Origin of the sequence: Ruegeria sp. HKCCA5491, from assembly GCF_013034565.1 — a bacterium.
In the GTDB taxonomy this organism is placed as follows: Bacteria; Pseudomonadota; Alphaproteobacteria; order Rhodobacterales; family Rhodobacteraceae; genus Ruegeria.
The window spans coordinates 68,295-83,221 of sequence record NZ_WQGG01000004.1 but is presented as its reverse complement, the minus strand read 5'-3'; the positions used below and the strand labels follow the sequence as shown (position 1 = coordinate 83,221).

Here is a 14,927-nt window from a genome sequence, read left to right as displayed (position 1 = left end):
AAGCTGATAGCTTGCCCATGCCCTTCGCGCCGCTGCCGTTATCGTTAGAAATGTACCGACAAGCCGCCGAGTGGTTTCTGAACCGGCGGCGCAAATTTTGTCAGGTCAATCCCTTCAACCGCCAGCTTGTATTCTTCAAGCGTCGGCGTGCGTCCCAGAATTGCGGACAGAACAACAACCGGTGTTGAACCCAAAAGCGATTCACCCTTCTTGGTCTCAGAGTCGGCAACAACCCGGCCTTGGAACAAGCGTGTCGAGGTCGCCAGAACCGTATCCCCTTTTGCGGCCTTTTCCTGGTTCCCCATGCACAGGTTACAACCCGGACGTTCGAGATAGAGAATATTCTCGTATTCCGTTCTTGCCGTGACCTTGGGGGCAGCGTCGTCAAACTCAAATCCGCAGTATTTCTGCAGGATTTCCCAATCACCTTCCTCTTTCAACTCATCAATGATGTTGTAGGTCGGGGCAGCAACAACCAGCGGTGCCTTGAACGCAACCTCACCATGGGCCGCCTCAAGGTTGCGGAGCATCTGCGCGACGATCTTAATGTCGCCCTTGTGGACCATGCACGATCCGACAAAACCCAGATCGACCTTCTTTTCCGCCCCGTAGTAAGAGATCGGCCGGATCGTATCATGGGTATAACGCTTTGATACGTCGATGTTATTGACATCTGGGTCAGCGATCATCGGCTCGACGATTTCGTCCAGATCAACGACAACTTCGGCGAAGTACTTGGCGTTATCGTCCGGCGTCAACGCAGGCTTCTCGCCCGACTTGATCTGGGCGATCCGCGCCTCGGCAATGTCGGTCAGTTTCTGAAGCATTCCGTTCTCATGCTCCATCCCCTTGTCGATCATGATCTGAATACGGTGCTTTGCCAGTTCAAGCGATTGGATCAGCGTGTCATCGTTCGAAATGCAGATCGACGCCTTTGCCTTCATCTCGGCCGTCCAGTCCGTGAATGTGAACGCTTGGTCTGCCAAAAGCGTTCCGATATGGACCTCGATGATGCGCCCCTGGAACACGTTGTCACCATGCTGCGCCAGCATCTGTGCCTGCGTTGCATGGACCACGTCGCGGAAATCCATGTGATCAGCCATCTTGCCCTTGAAGGTCACCTTCACCGATTCCGGGATCGGCATCGAGGCTTCACCGGTCGCAAGCGCCAGCGCCACAGTGCCTGAGTCTGCACCAAACGCCACGCCCTTGGACATACGCGTGTGGCTGTCCCCGCCAATGATGATCGCCCAATCGTCGACGGTAATGTCATTCAGGACCTTGTGAATCACATCGGTCATTGCGTGATAAACACCCTTGGGGTCGCGACCGGTCACAAGACCAAACTTGTTCATGAACGCCATCAATTTTGGTGTGTTGGCCTGCGCCTTGGCATCCCAGACAGACGCTGTGTGACACCCGGACTGATACGCACCGTCAACGGCCGGCGACAGCACGGTTGCCGCCATTGCCTCTAGCTCCTGTGCCGTCATCGGGCCGGTGGTGTCCTGCGATCCAACGATGTTGACCCGCACGCGCACGTCGGACCCTGCATGCAGCACCTTGTCCGGTGCGACACCCAGCGCGTTGGCGTTAAAGATCTTCTCAACCGCTGTCAGCCCTTGATCGTCGTTGCTGATTTCCTTCGACGGAGCAAAGACCCGCGGGGCTTCGATCCCCAGGGTTTCTGCGGCAAATGTCTGCAGCTTCTTACCGAAGACGATGGCGTAAGAGCCGCCTGCCTTCATGAACTCCATCTTCTGCGGTGTGAACGACCCCTCCATATCGACCAGCTCTTCGCCTTCAACACTGAAGAGTTTTTTCTTTTTCGTGTCGATCTTGAGTACGGTGCCAGTCTCGACCGAATATTTCTGCTCAAGAACAGGATTGCCGTCGTTGTTCAGGATCGGTTGACCGTCTTCACCGATTTTCTTGCCCCAGTTCTTGAGGTCGACACCAATACCGCCGGTCACGCCAACGGTTGTCAAGAAGATCGGGGAAATCCCATTGGTGCCCGCCACAACGGGCGCCACGTTTATGAACGGAACATAAGGCGAAGCCTGCTTGCCAGTCCAAAGCGCCACGTTGTTGACGCCAGACATACGCGACGAGCCAACACCCATTGTGCCCTTCTCGGCAACAAGCATCACACGTGCATTCGGATGCTTCAGTTTGAGTGCTTCGATCTCTTTCTGCGCCTCTTCCGAGATCAGGCATTTGCCGTGCAATTCGCGGTCAGCCCGAGAATGCGCCTGATTGCCGGGGCTGAGAAGGTCAGTCGAGATATCGCCTTCGGCTGCAACATAAGTAACAACCTCGATCTCTTCGTCGATGTCAGGCAGAGTCGTGAAAAACTCAGCCTTGACATAGCTATCCAACAAGTCCGCAGCGACTGCGTTGCCTGCCTCGTAAGCTGCTTTGATACGGTCCGTATCGGCCTCGTAGAGGAAGACTTGGGTTTTCAGAACGTCAGCCGCTTGGCTTGCAATGCCCTTGTCAGCGCCCAGCGCCAGATCAAGCAGCACCTCAACCGACGGCCCGCCTTTCATATGGCTCAGAAGCTCAAAGGCAAAGGCGGGCGTGATTTCGTCCACGGTCGCTTCACCCAAGACGATCGCCTTCAGAAAACGGGCTTTCTCACCTGCCGCGCTGGTGGTTCCGGGAAGTGTGTTGTAGATAAAGAACTGCAGGCAATCCGCGCGATGCCCGCTGGCCGAACCCTGGATATGGGCGATCACCTCATTAAGAAGCGCACCATCGTCAATCGGTTTAGGGTTAAGGCCCTGTTCTTTCCGGTTTTCGATTTCAGCGAGGTATTCGTCGTATAGGCTCATGATCATTTCCACATCGGGCAAGGGGCTGGAGGGCAGCTAAATTAAGGGAAGACTCGATTTGGCATACAATGGTATACACATCGACGGAATTCAAGGGCCCCGCTTGCGACATTCTGCCCACAACCGCTAGTCCCAGCGCTTCTGGCACGAAATTCCAGCCGTATGAACCGGGCAAGTCTTTTTTATACAGGGGATAGTGGTGCCCCCACACGGACTCGAACCGCGGACCTACTGATTACAAATCAGTTGCTCTACCAGCTGAGCTATAGGGGCACTGGACGTCGATTACTGCCTCTGGTTCTGGACTGCAAGACTCATTTTTTTCTTTTGTCGATGATTTTTAAATCCCAACGTCAGGCGCCCCTGCCGCGCCACATCAGTGCACTGGTTTGACTGTCAGCTACACAGCCTGTAACCCGGCGGACGAGGCAGAAGAAGCAGGGGCAAAAAGCGAATATGCAGGTTGCTATCCACGCAGGAGCCGCATTCACCGGCGAAGGCAGATTGTTAAAAGCTCTAAGAGCCCACAAATCTGTGCTGACCGAGCATGGTGTCGCCGCTTTTGGCCCGCGCCAATACAAACAAGCCTTCAAGCCGACCTTCGCAACATCCGAGCCGCAGTTCCTGACTCCAGAAGAAACCAGTCAGGTTCGCGCCGGCCTGACATCAGACCCGAGCATTCGCCGGGCTGTGTTCCAAAGCAATGCACTGATTGCAGACTCAAAAGCGGCTATTCAGGACGGGCAATTCTACCCACGCGCCGGAAAGCTAATGTCCGTTTTGGATCAAGCGCTCGAAGACATTCGGATCGACTTCTTCTTTGCCTTAAGAAACCCAGGCACGTTTATTCCTAAACTACTAATGTCTCTGCCGGACGAAGACAGGGAAAATATCATCCGCAATACAGACCTGAGCTGCCTGAATTGGATCGGAATGGTCGACGACATCCGCGACATGGCTCCGGGCGTAAACGTCACCTTGTGGAGCAATGAGGAATCGCCTCTGATTTGGGGTGACATTTTGCGAAAAATGTGCGGCCTGCCAGAGGATGTGACCCTAGAAAAAGAGTACAACTTTCTGCTTTCCCTTCTGGACGAAGCGGGAAAAGAAAAGGCAAATGCGCTTTTGAATGCCAGACCTGACGGGGAACAAAAGGGCTTACGCTATGCTCTGGCGGACATCTTGGAAGATCACGCCCAACCGGAGCTTGTAGAGGAAGAACTCGAACTTCCGGGCTGGAGCACAGACATCGTGGATGCGTTTTCCGAGCTCTATGAACAGGATCTTGAAAGGCTGGAATCAATGCCAGAGGTCCAGTTGTTAAGGCCCTGAGCCCAGAAAAATTGACCCGCCCAAGCGCTGCGACCTGCGATCAATCAGCCTTTCTTGACCCGAGATAGAAAATCCACCGGTCCCGGTTCGGAGGCCCACCCGGATCGCGGTGTCCTAGAAGGCAAAGCCTGAACGACACCGCAAATTCGAAACCGTCAGCTCATACCCAACGCTTCTTTGTACATCTCCAATACCGCCTCTTCTTCTGCGATATCGTCTTTGTCGCGTTTGCGAAGAGCAACCACCTTGCGCATGACCTTGGTGTCGTAGCCGCGTGCCTTGGCTTCGGCCATGACTTCTTTCTGCTGCTCTGCGATATCTTTCTTCTCGGCGTCCAGACGTTCAAACCGTTCGATAAACTGACGCAGCTCTCCGGCGGTAACGCGATAGTTGGCGGCGGCCTGATCTTCGGTCATGTCTTCCATTTATTCTCTCCCAGAGGCTGAAGTCTGCTGCCGCAAGTCGGCACTAAGCCGGATACATGGCCGCAGCACCCGCCGCAAGCGCACAATCAGGTATCGGACTTGTGCGATGCACAGGTATCCGATAAGCGCAAAGAAACTCTTTGGCCTGATGCGGAAAACCATGTTCGAAATCATCACCTGGGGCGGAGCCGCCCTGTCGCTTGCCGGACTGTTGGGACTCGTCTGGTGCATCCTGCACGTGATGAAAGCGCGCAAATCCGGCCTGTCTGACGACGAACTGCGAGCAACAGTTCAGGGAGTATTGCCTTGGAACCTGGCCTCACTCTTTCTGTCCGTGATCGGGCTGATGCTAGTTATTCTGGGTATCTCATTCAGTTAATCCCACAGCCTAAACCGGCAGATTATCGAACTGAGCCTCCATCGCGTCCTCGCACAAGGCTGCATCCAGACGACGCAGGCGCGAGGGGATATGCACACCCTGCTGACGCATCCGTTCAATTACCCTTGTCACGCTTGGCTGAAGCGCCAGGCGGGTTTCAAGACACGCACCCTGCAACTTTTCTTCAAGCTGCTCGGCTTCGGAATACAAATTAATTGTAGACATCTCCATCCTCCCAAATGGTGCGTTATCTACCCACATATAGGTAACCGTTTTAAGACCTGCTGACCTTAACCCGAGGACACGCGAAAACCCGCCTGTCTGAAATACGGTTTCGGCAGTCACCTGCGGAATGGTTAAATTCTAGGCCGATCTGAATTACCCTGCCTTGACAAGCATCAATTCACGGATTCTTTATCCTATACATTCCGAAATTGATATACGAATAAAGCAGTCTGACGGAGGGCAAAATGACACCAAAGGTGAAAGCGTTTTTTGACACCGATACATTTACTGTGTCCTACCTTGTGCAGGAACCCGAGGGGACGGCCTGCGCAATTATCGACAGTGTCCTGGACTTTGACCATGCATCCGGCCGGACAGACACCAGTTCAGCAGACAAGATAATCGAGCATGTTCAGGCTAACAGTTTGAAAGTCGAATGGATTCTGGAAAGTCATGTCCATGCCGATCACCTGTCAGCAGCCCCCTACCTGCAACAGAAACTGGGCGGTAAAATCGGGATCGGAGATCAGATCGTCACCATTCAGGAGACATTTGGAAAAATCTTCAATGAAGGGACCGAGTTCCAACGCGATGGCAGTCAGTTTGACGCCTTGTTCCGCGAGGGCGACAGCTTTCACGTGGGTCAAATGCGGGGTGATGTTCTGCATACGCCCGGCCACACCCCGGCCTGTTTGACCTATGTCATCGGAGATGCGGCCTTTGTGGGGGACACGTTGTTCATGCCCGATTTCGGGACGGCACGATGCGATTTTCCGGGCGGGTCATCGGAAATGCTGTTTGCGTCGATCCAGAAAATCCTTTCGCTGCCTGATCAGACACGCATCTTCGTCGGGCACGATTACAAGGCACCGGGCCGCGACGAGTATGCGTGGGAAACTACAGTCGGAGAGCAGAAGGCGCTCAATGTTCATATCGGCCAGGGACGCTCGGTTGAGGAGTTCGTCAAAATGCGCGATGCACGGGATGCGACGCTTGGCATGCCTCGTCTGATCCTGCCTTCTCTTCAGGTCAACATGCGCGCGGGGCAGATGCCTCCTGCCGACGAAGAAGGCGATGTTTTCCTGAAGATTCCAGTGAATAAACTGTGAAGCCAACCAATACGTGGAGAAAAAAGAACCATGCAACTGGAATGGATTTGGGGGTTGGCCGGGGGCCTGTTGATCGGTCTGGGTGCCGCCGTTTATCTGCTTGGGAATGGCCGGATCATGGGGGCCAGCGGCATCTTGGGCGGCTTGGTCGACAATAGTGATCGCACCTTGGAACGCCTGGTCTTTGTTGCAGGGCTTGTAGGAATGCCCTTGCTTCTTCGCCCGTTGATGTCACCCACACCGCAGACCCATCTGACCGGCAATATTGCCGTCATCATTTTCGCGGGACTGCTGGTTGGGATCGGCACCCGGATCGCCAATGGATGCACGTCGGGACATGGGGTCTGCGGGATATCGCGTTTCTCGCTGCGCGGAATTGTGGCGACGGTTATCTACATCGCTGCAGGCGCGATCACACTCGCGGTTCTGCGCCACATGTGGGGGGTGATCTGATGCGGTTGCTGATCTCTTTGATCGCCGGATGCCTGTTTGGCGCAGGTCTGCTGATCTCGGGCATGACAGACACCACCAAGGTTCAAGGGTGGCTGGACGTGTTCGGGAACTGGGACCCGACACTGGCCTTCGTGATGGGTGGGGCAATTATCCCAATGCTGTTTGCCTGGCGGATGACAGAACATCGTCGCCCCTTGGTCGGGGGAACCTTTCCGACCATGTCTCCGCCCGAGTTGGACCGGCGACTTGTCGTAGGCTCCGTTTTATTTGGCATGGGGTGGGGCTTGTCCGGGCTGTGTCCGGGGCCTGCCATTGCCTCGGTGACCTATGGCGGCGTTGGCGGGCTAGTGTTTCTGGCCGCAATGATCGCCGGAATGTACGCAGCGCCGACTGTGGGGGCGCAACTGGACAGAACTGCAAACGCAGCCTAATCAATTGGGATGGAGATTCGCCGCATTACACCCCGCTACGCCGTCTCGCCGCAAATCACGGTCGAGGATGTTTCAGCCATAGCCGAAGCCGGATTCGTCAAGGTTATTTGCAACCGGCCAAACACAGAAGTTCCGTCAGACATGCAGTCAGACGCCATTGGCGAGGCCGTCCGTGCCGCGGGTTTGGATTATGAGGTTCTGGAACTGACGCATCAGACCATGACACCCGAAAACGTCGCCCGTCAGCGCGAGTTGGCCGAAAGTTGCAGCGGACCGGTGCTGGCGTATTGCGCATCAGGCACGCGGTGTTCAATTATCTGGGCCCTTGGCCAATGCGACCGGATGAGTACGGACGATATTCTGGACGCAACAACCAAGGCAGGCTACGCGCTGGAAAACCTTCGCCCCACGCTTGATCAGATTCGCAACGTGGCTGGGTAAGCCCTATGGATCAGGTCACCTGACCTGCGTCATCGTTCAGGCCAGCCAGCTTCGAAATTTCAGCGGCGATCTGATCTGAGTCGCCGAACTGCAACTTGCTGTCGATGGTGTCGATCGCATGTGTGTCTGTGTGAATGGGTTCTACGGACAGCTCTGCCGATGTTTGGATTACCGACGTTCGTGCCTCAAGGAAATCCTGAGTCTCGGCCTGTGACGGCACATCCTGCGGCTCATATTCGTTCAGGCGAATTGCCCGCATCCCACCGGATTGCCCCAAACGCCCAACTGCTGTCCGAGTCCGGTCGATCGTTAGCAATTGTGCACGGTCAAGACGTGCTCCGGTCAAAGGCAATACATCCCCCGCTGCAAGCGCCGAAAAAGAAGCCAGGGGTAAAGCCATTTGGCAAATCACAGTATTCAACTCTGCGCGCAGCACGCCCGATGCCTGTTCGATATGCGGCCTCGAATCCCCACTAGGTTCGGCATCTGCTGGACCCTCCTCTTCGGGAAGAAGAACAGAAATCCGGCCCTGTCGCAAACCGCCGCCCAGCTCGACCGTTAGATCATATGAAACATACGCATCCTGCGTCATAGCCAATGACAGCGCCCGAAGATCAGGCAGCCGCAACTTGTACTGATAGCCTGTCAGGCTTGCCTGTTCACTGACGGTTTCCACCAACCGTGCCGCGCGGGTGCATGCGTCTTCGATCATGGGCGCAACCATCGCGGCATCCGTATCGGTAAAGGCCCGTGGCGTTGGTGTCGTTGACGTCACCTCACCAATAGTCTGCACTTGAACGATGGCCGAAACGGTTTCCAAATCCATACAGACCGCTGCCGAAAGCCCTTCGTTGTTCAGAAGATGCAGCAACAACCAATTGTCACCGGCAAACCCCGCAAGCCCGTCGGCTGATCGAGATGCCCGCCTTGCCGCGATGACCGACAACGGCAATTGCAGACGATCCGCAGCGGTACGGGCAAGTGCCAACCGCAAAGCGCGAAGGATGGAATTCGTCTGACCGCCGCGCTCATCCTGGCTTGCAGATACTTTTTTTGCCAAAGCTGTGGTGACCGGTTGTGTCATGCCTGGAGCCGTCAATCGTAAATATGCCTATGTTCCGGTCTACTCCGGCAAAGGTTACGAATGCCTTTACGCCCGTCTTATTGGGCTGCTTGTCTATAAGCCAGTGGCACCTGCACGCGGAAGGCTGCTCCGCCCTGCCCCGGCAAATAGCTGATATCGCCCCCAAGACGCTGCATGATCTCGCGGCAGATCGCCAAACCCAAACCGGCCCCGCCTGCCTTGTCACCGCCTACACGCGCGAATTTTTCGAACACCATGGACCGCGCCTCGGCTGGAATACCGCTGCCGTTATCCGCAAAATCTATCACGACTTGGCCGCCTACATCATGCGCTGAAATGGTCAGGACCGGGTCAACCGCATCGCAGTATTTCTGCGCGTTGGAAATCAAGTTGATGAAGACTTGCCCCAAACGATCCAGATCGGTGTGAAGCGGAATGCGTTCGGACGCCTTCGAGCGCCGAACAGTGAGGGTTTTGCTGGTGCCCGCCAACGCGCTCGATACCGCCCGATCCAGAACCGAGCGCAGGGTATCGCCTCCCATATTCAGGCTGACCTGTCCGCTTTCCAAAACGCTCAAGTCCAGCAGGTCATCCAGCAATCGCGTCAGCCGCAGCGCCTCGTCGTGGATGATTGCGGCATAGCGCGTCTGTTCTTCATCAGTTAAACCGTCGGTGTCCCGCATGATCTCGGAAAACGCCCGGATCGAGGTCATCGGTGTACGTAGTTCATGACTGACCTGACTAAGGAAGTTGTCTTTCTGCTGCGATATCTGGGTCAACTTGGTATTCGCTTCGCGCAGTTGCCGGGCTGTGCGGCTAAGTTCGGCAGATTTCACTTCTAGCTGGCTGGAGTATTCCAGCAATTGCGCGGATTCGTCGGCCACGGCCAAAAGGTCCTCGACCGACACCGAAGACCCGCCGACAATCTGGCCGATCATGGCGTGCGCCGTCGCGGCCCCGACCGAGCCGCTCAATTCCCGTTCAAGCCGTTCCAGAAAGGCGGGGGTTGGTTCGGGCAGACTGGATCGTCCGCCTTGTTGTTCAGCTTCGGCCTGAAAGAACTCCTGCGCGGGACCGGCCCCCAGTATGCGCTGGGTCATGATCATTAGGTCCTCGCTTTGCGCAACAGACCCGGTCCATCCGCGCGGGGCGACAGAATGGTCAAAGACATTGACGAACTGCGCCCCCTGCAAGCGCTCCAGCGGGCTAGGAAAACTCAGCAGCGACGCCACGCAGAAAGCGACGGTATTCAAAGACAGCGACCACATGACCGTATGGACCATGGGGTCCATCCCTTCGATCCCGAACAATGCCTGCGGCCGCAGCCAGCCGATCCCAAACGGGCCGTCCTGCAGGACCGAGCTGGACATCAGCGCCCCACCCATTCCGGGCAGAAGCAGCGTGTAGATCCACAAGAGGAACCCCACTGACAACCCGACAAGTGCCCCTGTCCGCGTCGCCCCGCGCCAGAACAATCCGCCGACCAGAGCAGGCAGAATCTGAGAAATACCGGCGAAGGCCACAAGCCCGATTGAGGCAAGCGCAGCGCCGCCACCAGATAACCGATAATAAAAAAAGCCCAACGCCATGATCGCTGCGATTGAGACACGGCGCGCAACCAACACAACGTGTCGAACATCGCCCGACAAGGACCCGGACCCTTCCTGAGTGCTTAGCCAGATTGGCATCACAAGATGGTTCGAAACCATGGTGGACAAGGCCATAGCCGTAACGATCACCATCGACGTTGCAGATGAGAAGCCCCCAATGAAGGACAACATTGCCAGCCACTCATTGCCCTGTGACAGGGGCACAGTCAGAACAAACAGGTCTGGGTTCGACCCCTCTGGCAACAGGTCCAGACCCACTACGGCGATTGGCACCACAAACAGGCTCATCAAAAGCAGGTATAACGGAAACGCCCAGGCCGCTGTTCTCAGGTGTCCTTCATCCGCGTTTTCAACCACCATCACCTGAAACATGCGCGGCAAGCAGACAAACGCCGCAGCAGACAAGAAGATGAACGTCGTCCAGCGGCCCGCGTCCACATTCCACTGACCGATCTCTGATGCGTCTATGCGGTCCATCATCGGCCCAACGCCGCCTGCAATTCCCCAAACGACGAAGATGCCAACCGCCAGCAAAGCGAACAGTTTAACCACGGATTCCAATGCGATAGCGGTCACAACACCATGGTGGCGCTCGTTCGCGTCCAGGTTTCGTGTCCCGAACAGGATGGCGAACACCGCCAGCCCTGCAGCCACCCAAAACACGCTTGACCCCTCGCGGTAAAGGCCGGACGGGTCAGCCTCTGCAAAGATCGAGAACGATAAGGTGATAGACTGCAGTTGCAGCGCGATATACGGCGTTCCGCCCAGAACCGCCAGAATGGTCACACAGATTGCCAGCGTATTCGATTTTCCGTAGCGCGACGAAATCAGGTCCGCGATCGAGGTTACCCTTTGGCTGCGCCCAACCCTGACCAGTTTCCTGAGACCCCACCACCAACTGATCATGACCAGCGTGGGGCCCAGATAGATCGTCACGAACTCCAGCCCCGAACGGGCGGCATTTCCAACTGCGCCGTAGAATGTCCAGGCGGTGCAATAGATCGACAGCGACAGAGTATAAAACAACGGGGATCGCAGCCACGCCCCACGTCCGGCAGCAGCCATTCGGTCAGCGGCAAAGGCCACGCCGAACAAAAGAACCACATAGCCCAGACAGACGAGGATCAGAAGGTTCAGCGTTGCCATCGATCCGTGTCCGGGTCGGTGTCATCCCGCGCCGCCGTGCGACGGGCGGCGAAGCCAAAGATCAGGCTAATCAGTATCAATAGCCCCCAGCAGGTAAAGATATAGAGAATGGCCGACGATAAAGTGACCGCCCCGGTTTCCCCCGGTTCAGGCCATAGCAACGGAATCGCGATCAGTGCAGCCCCGAGAATTGGCAACAGCCGTGCAGCGTCCGTCAACCGACGCCGACGATAACTTTGGCGTTCCAGAAACAGCGAAGGCCGAACACCCTGAGGCTGCCGATCTTCGCTATTGCTCATGATTGCGTGGCCTGCGCGTGCAGATCGCGCACCGCGGTCAGGACCTCGGCATTGGAAAACGGCTTGGTCATAAAGCGGCTGACACCCGCGCTTTCGGCCATTTCGCGATCACGAAGCTGGCCGCGTGCCGTCAACATCAAGACCGGCAGACCCCGAAGGTCATCCAACTCGCGCAGATCGCGCAGGATATCCATGCCGCTTTTGCCCGGCAGCATAACATCCAGAATGACCAGATCAGGATTTGCGCCCTGAATGACCTCGACAGCGTCCGTTCCTTCAGCGTGCGTTTCAACCTGCCAACCCTCACGCGTCAGCAGGAACCGAATGGCCTCGGCGATGTTCGGCTCATCCTCAATTAGCAGAACCTTACGGCTCATATGTTTCATTCCTCCCCGTGACAGGATACCCATCCGCAGTCCTGTCTGTATCAGCTTACGCTGTCTGTCAGGAAAGTGTCAAAAACCTTCGCTCAGAATCGACGGCTCTCGGCGCGACTCGCAGTCGGCATTTGGGCAAACCCTGCAACTTGGCCCGACCCTGGCAACCGGCTGGCCACCCTGCCCGCCTTCTTCGACGGACCGAACCAACATGACCGAGCGATAAACAGGTGCGTCGTCATATCCGGACATCGCTTGCGGCCATGCATAGGCATAGCAATCAAACTCAGCCGCCGACCGGCCAAGCTGTACGATACGTTTGCGAATTGGCACCAAAGGCCGGTTCAAAGCCTGAAACAATGGCCACAGCGGGCACGCCTCGCCAAAGCGCGGCATCGCAAAGCCCGGCACCGACTTGGCAAACAAGATACTTCCCGATGCATCGCACACAACCAGTCCCGTAGGTCGCGAAAGCACCCCGTCTGGCAGTGCCGCCAAACGGCGCAAGACCGTCGCGATGTCCACCGAAAATTGTGCAGCCAGCTTGATCGGGTCCGGTTCTGTGCCAGCCAGCGCAGTTTTCACCGCCTCCAGTGGCATGGCCTTGGCGTCGCTTGCATAGACACCCAAAAGACCGCGAGCGACGGTCTTTGCTGCCGCCGAGTCAATCTCGCTCAGGTCTATCGCAGAGCTGTCTTCGCTGCCCTCCATCTCAGGAAAATGATGTCCGCGCTGTTCAAAGAACGCCTCGGCATCTTCAAGCGGAACGCCGCGACGGTCGTCCGCCGCGTCAGAATCATCCAGATAAGCAACCAAGGATTTCGAACTGTCGGCAAGGCGTTCAGCATCCTGATGCAGGTTTCGATGAAAGCGATCCTGCCACTCGGGTTCGATCTCCTGTGTTTCCGCCAGAATCGCTGCGGTCGAACGAATCGCGGCGGCGGTGGACAGAACCTCATGCATCGAAGCAGCCAGATGTGGATCATGGGTCAAGCGGTCGGATAGGGTTTCAACCGTTCGCTCAAGCGAGACAACGCGCCTGTGCATCTGCGCCAGCACAGCAGCCCACCCCGGGAAACGTCCCGCAAACTCTTCCAGACTGTCGACTTCGGCCTGTTGCCCCACCGCGTCCGCCGCTGCCTCGCGCAGGGCGGATATCAGCGTTGCCTCTAGCCCCTGTGTCAGCAGCGAAGGTTCGACGGCCAAAGCCGCGGCAATATCCACAAGCAGCTTGCCACCAATCCTGCGGCGATTGTGTTCAATCAGGTTCAGATAGGAGGCTGAGATCCCGACCCGACGCGCCAGTTCTGCCTGCCGCAGTCCTGCAATTTGCCGCCTCTCTCGAATACGGCTGCCTGTCAACGTGTCGCGCATGTTCTCGCCCCTCCCCAAGCGGAGCCAACCTTTGTAAACGTTCAGTTTTTCTAAACTCTCAAGGTTTTTCTATCTTTTAGGAGTTCATTTTCAAACCGAGTTTACACCCTTAACAAACGGATTGCACGATCATCAGACCAGTGTTGACGCCTTTCAACACCACATTCTCGGCCGCACCCCTTCTATTTCCAGACAATTCCCTGCACGATACCGAAATGAGTGACGCCGCCTTCGAATATGCTCCTATCGGATTGGTCGAGTTGGAAAACCGTATCATCCGACGCTGCAATCTGCAGTTCGCCCGGACCTTCGGAGGGGACGAGGCCGACTATCGCAACATGCCTTTGCTACATCTTTACCCCTCGGTCGCAGATTGGGAGCGTATCGGTGCCCGTAGTCTACAGGTCATGCGCGACACCGGATATTACACGGACGAGCGCGTCATGCGGCGGCGAAATGGGGATTTGTTCTGGTGCCGCGCACGCGGTCGGTCCTTGACCCCCGATGACCCTTTCCGCCACGGCATCTGGAGCTTTTCCGATATCTCGGAGGAACGCCCGTTGGTCGAGCTAACCGCGCGGGAACGCGAAGTGGCGATTTTGTCGTGCAGGGGCCTGTCCGCCAAGGAAATCGGCGTCGAACTGGGCCTGAGCTACCGCACCATCGAAGCTTATCGCGCCCGGCTGCTTGAGAAATTCGGCGCGCGAAAACTACCGGAATTGGTGGCAAAACTTTCCGGAATGCCGCTGTAACCTCTTCCCCCCCTCGAAAACTTGGTTAAAACCCCCATCTGACAGGCCGAGACGCGCTTTTCATGGCAAGGCTCATGGCTTATAACGCTGCGTAATCAGACCAAAGCCCGCAAGACACAGACGGGCCAAAGGGGAACCGTCGAGGACACTCATGACAGACACCAAACACGAAGCGGATGTGGCATTCATCAAGGCATTGGCTGAACTGCTGCGCGAGAACGACCTGACCGAATTGCAGGTCAAACGCGAATATGGCGAGGAAGACATCCTGAATGTACGCGTCAGCCGCTTGTCCCAAACCGCCGCCGTAGCTCCGGTTCAGGTGGCAGTTCCGGCTGCGGCCCCTGCAGCACCCGCTGCGGCTCCGGCACCGGCTGCTGCGGCCGAAGCACCGGCTGCCGTCGAAGACCCGGCCAGCCATCCCGGTGCAGTGACCTCTCCCATGGTGGGAACCGTCTACATGCAGCCCGAACCCGGCGCGCCTGCGTTCATCTCGGTCGGCGCATCCGTGTCCGAAGGCGACACGCTGCTGATCGTCGAAGCGATGAAAACCATGAACCACATCCACGCGCCCAAATCGGGCACCATCAAGCGCATTCTGGTGGGTGACGGCGACGCTGTGGAATTCGGCACACCCCTGGTCATTGTTGAGTAAG

General features: G+C 56.6%; 16 protein-coding genes and 1 tRNA gene. 8 read left to right on the top strand and 9 right to left on the bottom strand.

Features of this window, described 5'->3' with window-relative positions; translation table 11 throughout:
* Positions 1-44: 44 nt before the first annotated feature.
* Positions 45-2,834 carry a bifunctional aconitate hydratase 2/2-methylisocitrate dehydratase gene (locus GOV88_RS07455; RefSeq protein WP_171240011.1) on the bottom strand — a complete coding sequence of 930 codons (2,790 nt, stop codon included), beginning with the start codon at positions 2,832-2,834 and terminating at the stop codon, positions 45-47.
* Positions 2,835-3,031: 197 nt separating this feature from the next.
* Positions 3,032-3,107 (bottom strand) — tRNA-Thr (locus tag GOV88_RS07450).
* A 183-nt stretch (positions 3,108-3,290) separates the two neighbouring features.
* Between GOV88_RS07450 and GOV88_RS07445 the strand changes: the two genes are divergently transcribed.
* Entirely contained in the window at positions 3,291-4,166 is an 876-nt protein-coding gene (locus tag GOV88_RS07445; protein ID WP_171240010.1) for a hypothetical protein, read from the top strand.
* A 155-nt stretch (positions 4,167-4,321) separates the two neighbouring features.
* Here GOV88_RS07445 and GOV88_RS07440 read toward each other — a convergent pair whose 3' ends face one another.
* On the bottom strand, positions 4,322-4,591 hold the full coding sequence (locus GOV88_RS07440; RefSeq protein WP_171121949.1) for a DUF2312 domain-containing protein: 270 nt from the start codon (positions 4,589-4,591) through the stop codon (positions 4,322-4,324).
* Positions 4,592-4,751: 160 nt separating this feature from the next.
* Here GOV88_RS07440 and GOV88_RS07435 point away from each other — a divergent pair, with 160 nt between their 5' ends.
* Complete coding sequence (locus tag GOV88_RS07435; RefSeq protein ID WP_171122335.1) at positions 4,752-4,970, top strand: hypothetical protein; 219 nt, start codon at positions 4,752-4,754, stop codon at positions 4,968-4,970.
* A gap of 9 nt (positions 4,971-4,979) precedes the next feature.
* Here GOV88_RS07435 and GOV88_RS07430 read toward each other — a convergent pair whose 3' ends face one another.
* Positions 4,980-5,195, bottom strand: a complete 216-nt coding sequence (locus GOV88_RS07430) for a hypothetical protein (RefSeq protein WP_171121948.1) — start codon at positions 5,193-5,195, stop codon at positions 4,980-4,982.
* A 245-nt stretch (positions 5,196-5,440) separates the two neighbouring features.
* Here GOV88_RS07430 and GOV88_RS07425 point away from each other — a divergent pair, with 245 nt between their 5' ends.
* The 4 genes from GOV88_RS07425 to GOV88_RS07410 are packed head-to-tail and all read left to right on the top strand — an operon-like array spanning position 5,441 to position 7,629.
* Positions 5,441-6,304: an MBL fold metallo-hydrolase gene (locus tag GOV88_RS07425; RefSeq protein WP_171125503.1), complete on the top strand. Its 864-nt coding sequence runs from the start codon at positions 5,441-5,443 to the stop codon at positions 6,302-6,304.
* 30 nt (positions 6,305-6,334) lie between these two features.
* A complete protein-coding gene (locus GOV88_RS07420) occupies positions 6,335-6,757 on the top strand; it encodes a YeeE/YedE family protein (protein ID WP_171121946.1) in 423 nt (140 codons plus the stop codon).
* Positions 6,757-7,188, top strand: coding sequence for a DUF6691 family protein (locus GOV88_RS07415; protein WP_171121945.1), 432 nt, complete (start codon positions 6,757-6,759; stop codon positions 7,186-7,188). Before GOV88_RS07420 ends, GOV88_RS07415 begins: the two co-directional genes overlap by 1 nt.
* A 9-nt stretch (positions 7,189-7,197) precedes the next feature.
* Positions 7,198-7,629, top strand: coding sequence for a TIGR01244 family sulfur transferase (locus GOV88_RS07410; protein WP_171240009.1), 432 nt, complete (start codon positions 7,198-7,200; stop codon positions 7,627-7,629).
* Between the two features lie 10 nt (positions 7,630-7,639).
* On the opposite strand, the gene GOV88_RS07405 is transcribed toward GOV88_RS07410, so the two are convergent.
* From GOV88_RS07405 to GOV88_RS07385, 5 genes are all read right to left on the bottom strand, one after another.
* On the bottom strand, positions 7,640-8,713 hold the full coding sequence (locus GOV88_RS07405) for a FliM/FliN family flagellar motor C-terminal domain-containing protein (RefSeq protein ID WP_171240008.1): 1,074 nt from the start codon (positions 8,711-8,713) through the stop codon (positions 7,640-7,642).
* Positions 8,714-8,790: 77 nt separating this feature from the next.
* Positions 8,791-11,469: an ATP-binding protein gene (locus tag GOV88_RS07400; RefSeq protein WP_171121942.1), complete on the bottom strand. Its 2,679-nt coding sequence runs from the start codon at positions 11,467-11,469 to the stop codon at positions 8,791-8,793.
* Positions 11,457-11,768, bottom strand: coding sequence for a hypothetical protein (locus GOV88_RS07395; RefSeq protein ID WP_171121941.1), 312 nt, complete (start codon positions 11,766-11,768; stop codon positions 11,457-11,459). The genes GOV88_RS07400 and GOV88_RS07395 overlap by 13 nt, the downstream gene beginning before the upstream one ends.
* Positions 11,765-12,145, bottom strand: coding sequence for a response regulator transcription factor (locus tag GOV88_RS07390; RefSeq protein WP_171121940.1), 381 nt, complete (start codon positions 12,143-12,145; stop codon positions 11,765-11,767). The genes GOV88_RS07395 and GOV88_RS07390 overlap by 4 nt, the downstream gene beginning before the upstream one ends.
* A 78-nt stretch (positions 12,146-12,223) precedes the next feature.
* Entirely contained in the window at positions 12,224-13,519 is a 1,296-nt protein-coding gene (locus GOV88_RS07385; protein WP_171121939.1) for a helix-turn-helix domain-containing protein, read from the bottom strand.
* A gap of 215 nt (positions 13,520-13,734) precedes the next feature.
* Here GOV88_RS07385 and GOV88_RS07380 point away from each other — a divergent pair, with 215 nt between their 5' ends.
* Entirely contained in the window at positions 13,735-14,271 is a 537-nt protein-coding gene (locus GOV88_RS07380) for a helix-turn-helix transcriptional regulator (protein ID WP_171121938.1), read from the top strand.
* Positions 14,272-14,422: 151 nt separating this feature from the next.
* Positions 14,423-14,926, top strand: a complete 504-nt coding sequence (accB, locus tag GOV88_RS07375; RefSeq protein ID WP_171240007.1) for an acetyl-CoA carboxylase biotin carboxyl carrier protein — start codon at positions 14,423-14,425, stop codon at positions 14,924-14,926.
* The last annotated feature ends 1 nt before the right edge of the window (position 14,927 follow it).

Excerpts from the sequence above, each read along its gene's own strand:
- GOV88_RS07455 (WP_171240011.1), bottom strand. The coding sequence starts at position 2,834 with ATGAGCCTATACGACGAATACCTCGCTGAAATCGAAAACCGGAAAGAA.
- GOV88_RS07445 (WP_171240010.1), top strand. The coding sequence starts at position 3,291 with ATGCAGGTTGCTATCCACGCAGGAGCCGCATTCACCGGCGAAGGCAGA.
- GOV88_RS07440 (WP_171121949.1), bottom strand. The coding sequence starts at position 4,591 with ATGGAAGACATGACCGAAGATCAGGCCGCCGCCAACTATCGCGTTACC.
- GOV88_RS07435 (WP_171122335.1), top strand. The coding sequence starts at position 4,752 with ATGTTCGAAATCATCACCTGGGGCGGAGCCGCCCTGTCGCTTGCCGGA.
- GOV88_RS07430 (WP_171121948.1), bottom strand. The coding sequence starts at position 5,195 with ATGTCTACAATTAATTTGTATTCCGAAGCCGAGCAGCTTGAAGAAAAG.
- GOV88_RS07425 (WP_171125503.1), top strand. The coding sequence starts at position 5,441 with ATGACACCAAAGGTGAAAGCGTTTTTTGACACCGATACATTTACTGTG.
- GOV88_RS07420 (WP_171121946.1), top strand. The coding sequence starts at position 6,335 with ATGCAACTGGAATGGATTTGGGGGTTGGCCGGGGGCCTGTTGATCGGT.
- GOV88_RS07415 (WP_171121945.1), top strand. The coding sequence starts at position 6,757 with ATGCGGTTGCTGATCTCTTTGATCGCCGGATGCCTGTTTGGCGCAGGT.
- GOV88_RS07410 (WP_171240009.1), top strand. The coding sequence starts at position 7,198 with ATGGAGATTCGCCGCATTACACCCCGCTACGCCGTCTCGCCGCAAATC.
- GOV88_RS07405 (WP_171240008.1), bottom strand. The coding sequence starts at position 8,713 with ATGACACAACCGGTCACCACAGCTTTGGCAAAAAAAGTATCTGCAAGC.
- GOV88_RS07400 (WP_171121942.1), bottom strand. The coding sequence starts at position 11,469 with ATGGCAACGCTGAACCTTCTGATCCTCGTCTGTCTGGGCTATGTGGTT.
- GOV88_RS07395 (WP_171121941.1), bottom strand. The coding sequence starts at position 11,768 with ATGAGCAATAGCGAAGATCGGCAGCCTCAGGGTGTTCGGCCTTCGCTG.
- GOV88_RS07390 (WP_171121940.1), bottom strand. The coding sequence starts at position 12,145 with ATGAGCCGTAAGGTTCTGCTAATTGAGGATGAGCCGAACATCGCCGAG.
- GOV88_RS07385 (WP_171121939.1), bottom strand. The coding sequence starts at position 13,519 with ATGCGCGACACGTTGACAGGCAGCCGTATTCGAGAGAGGCGGCAAATT.
- GOV88_RS07380 (WP_171121938.1), top strand. The coding sequence starts at position 13,735 with ATGAGTGACGCCGCCTTCGAATATGCTCCTATCGGATTGGTCGAGTTG.
- accB (WP_171240007.1), top strand. The coding sequence starts at position 14,423 with ATGACAGACACCAAACACGAAGCGGATGTGGCATTCATCAAGGCATTG.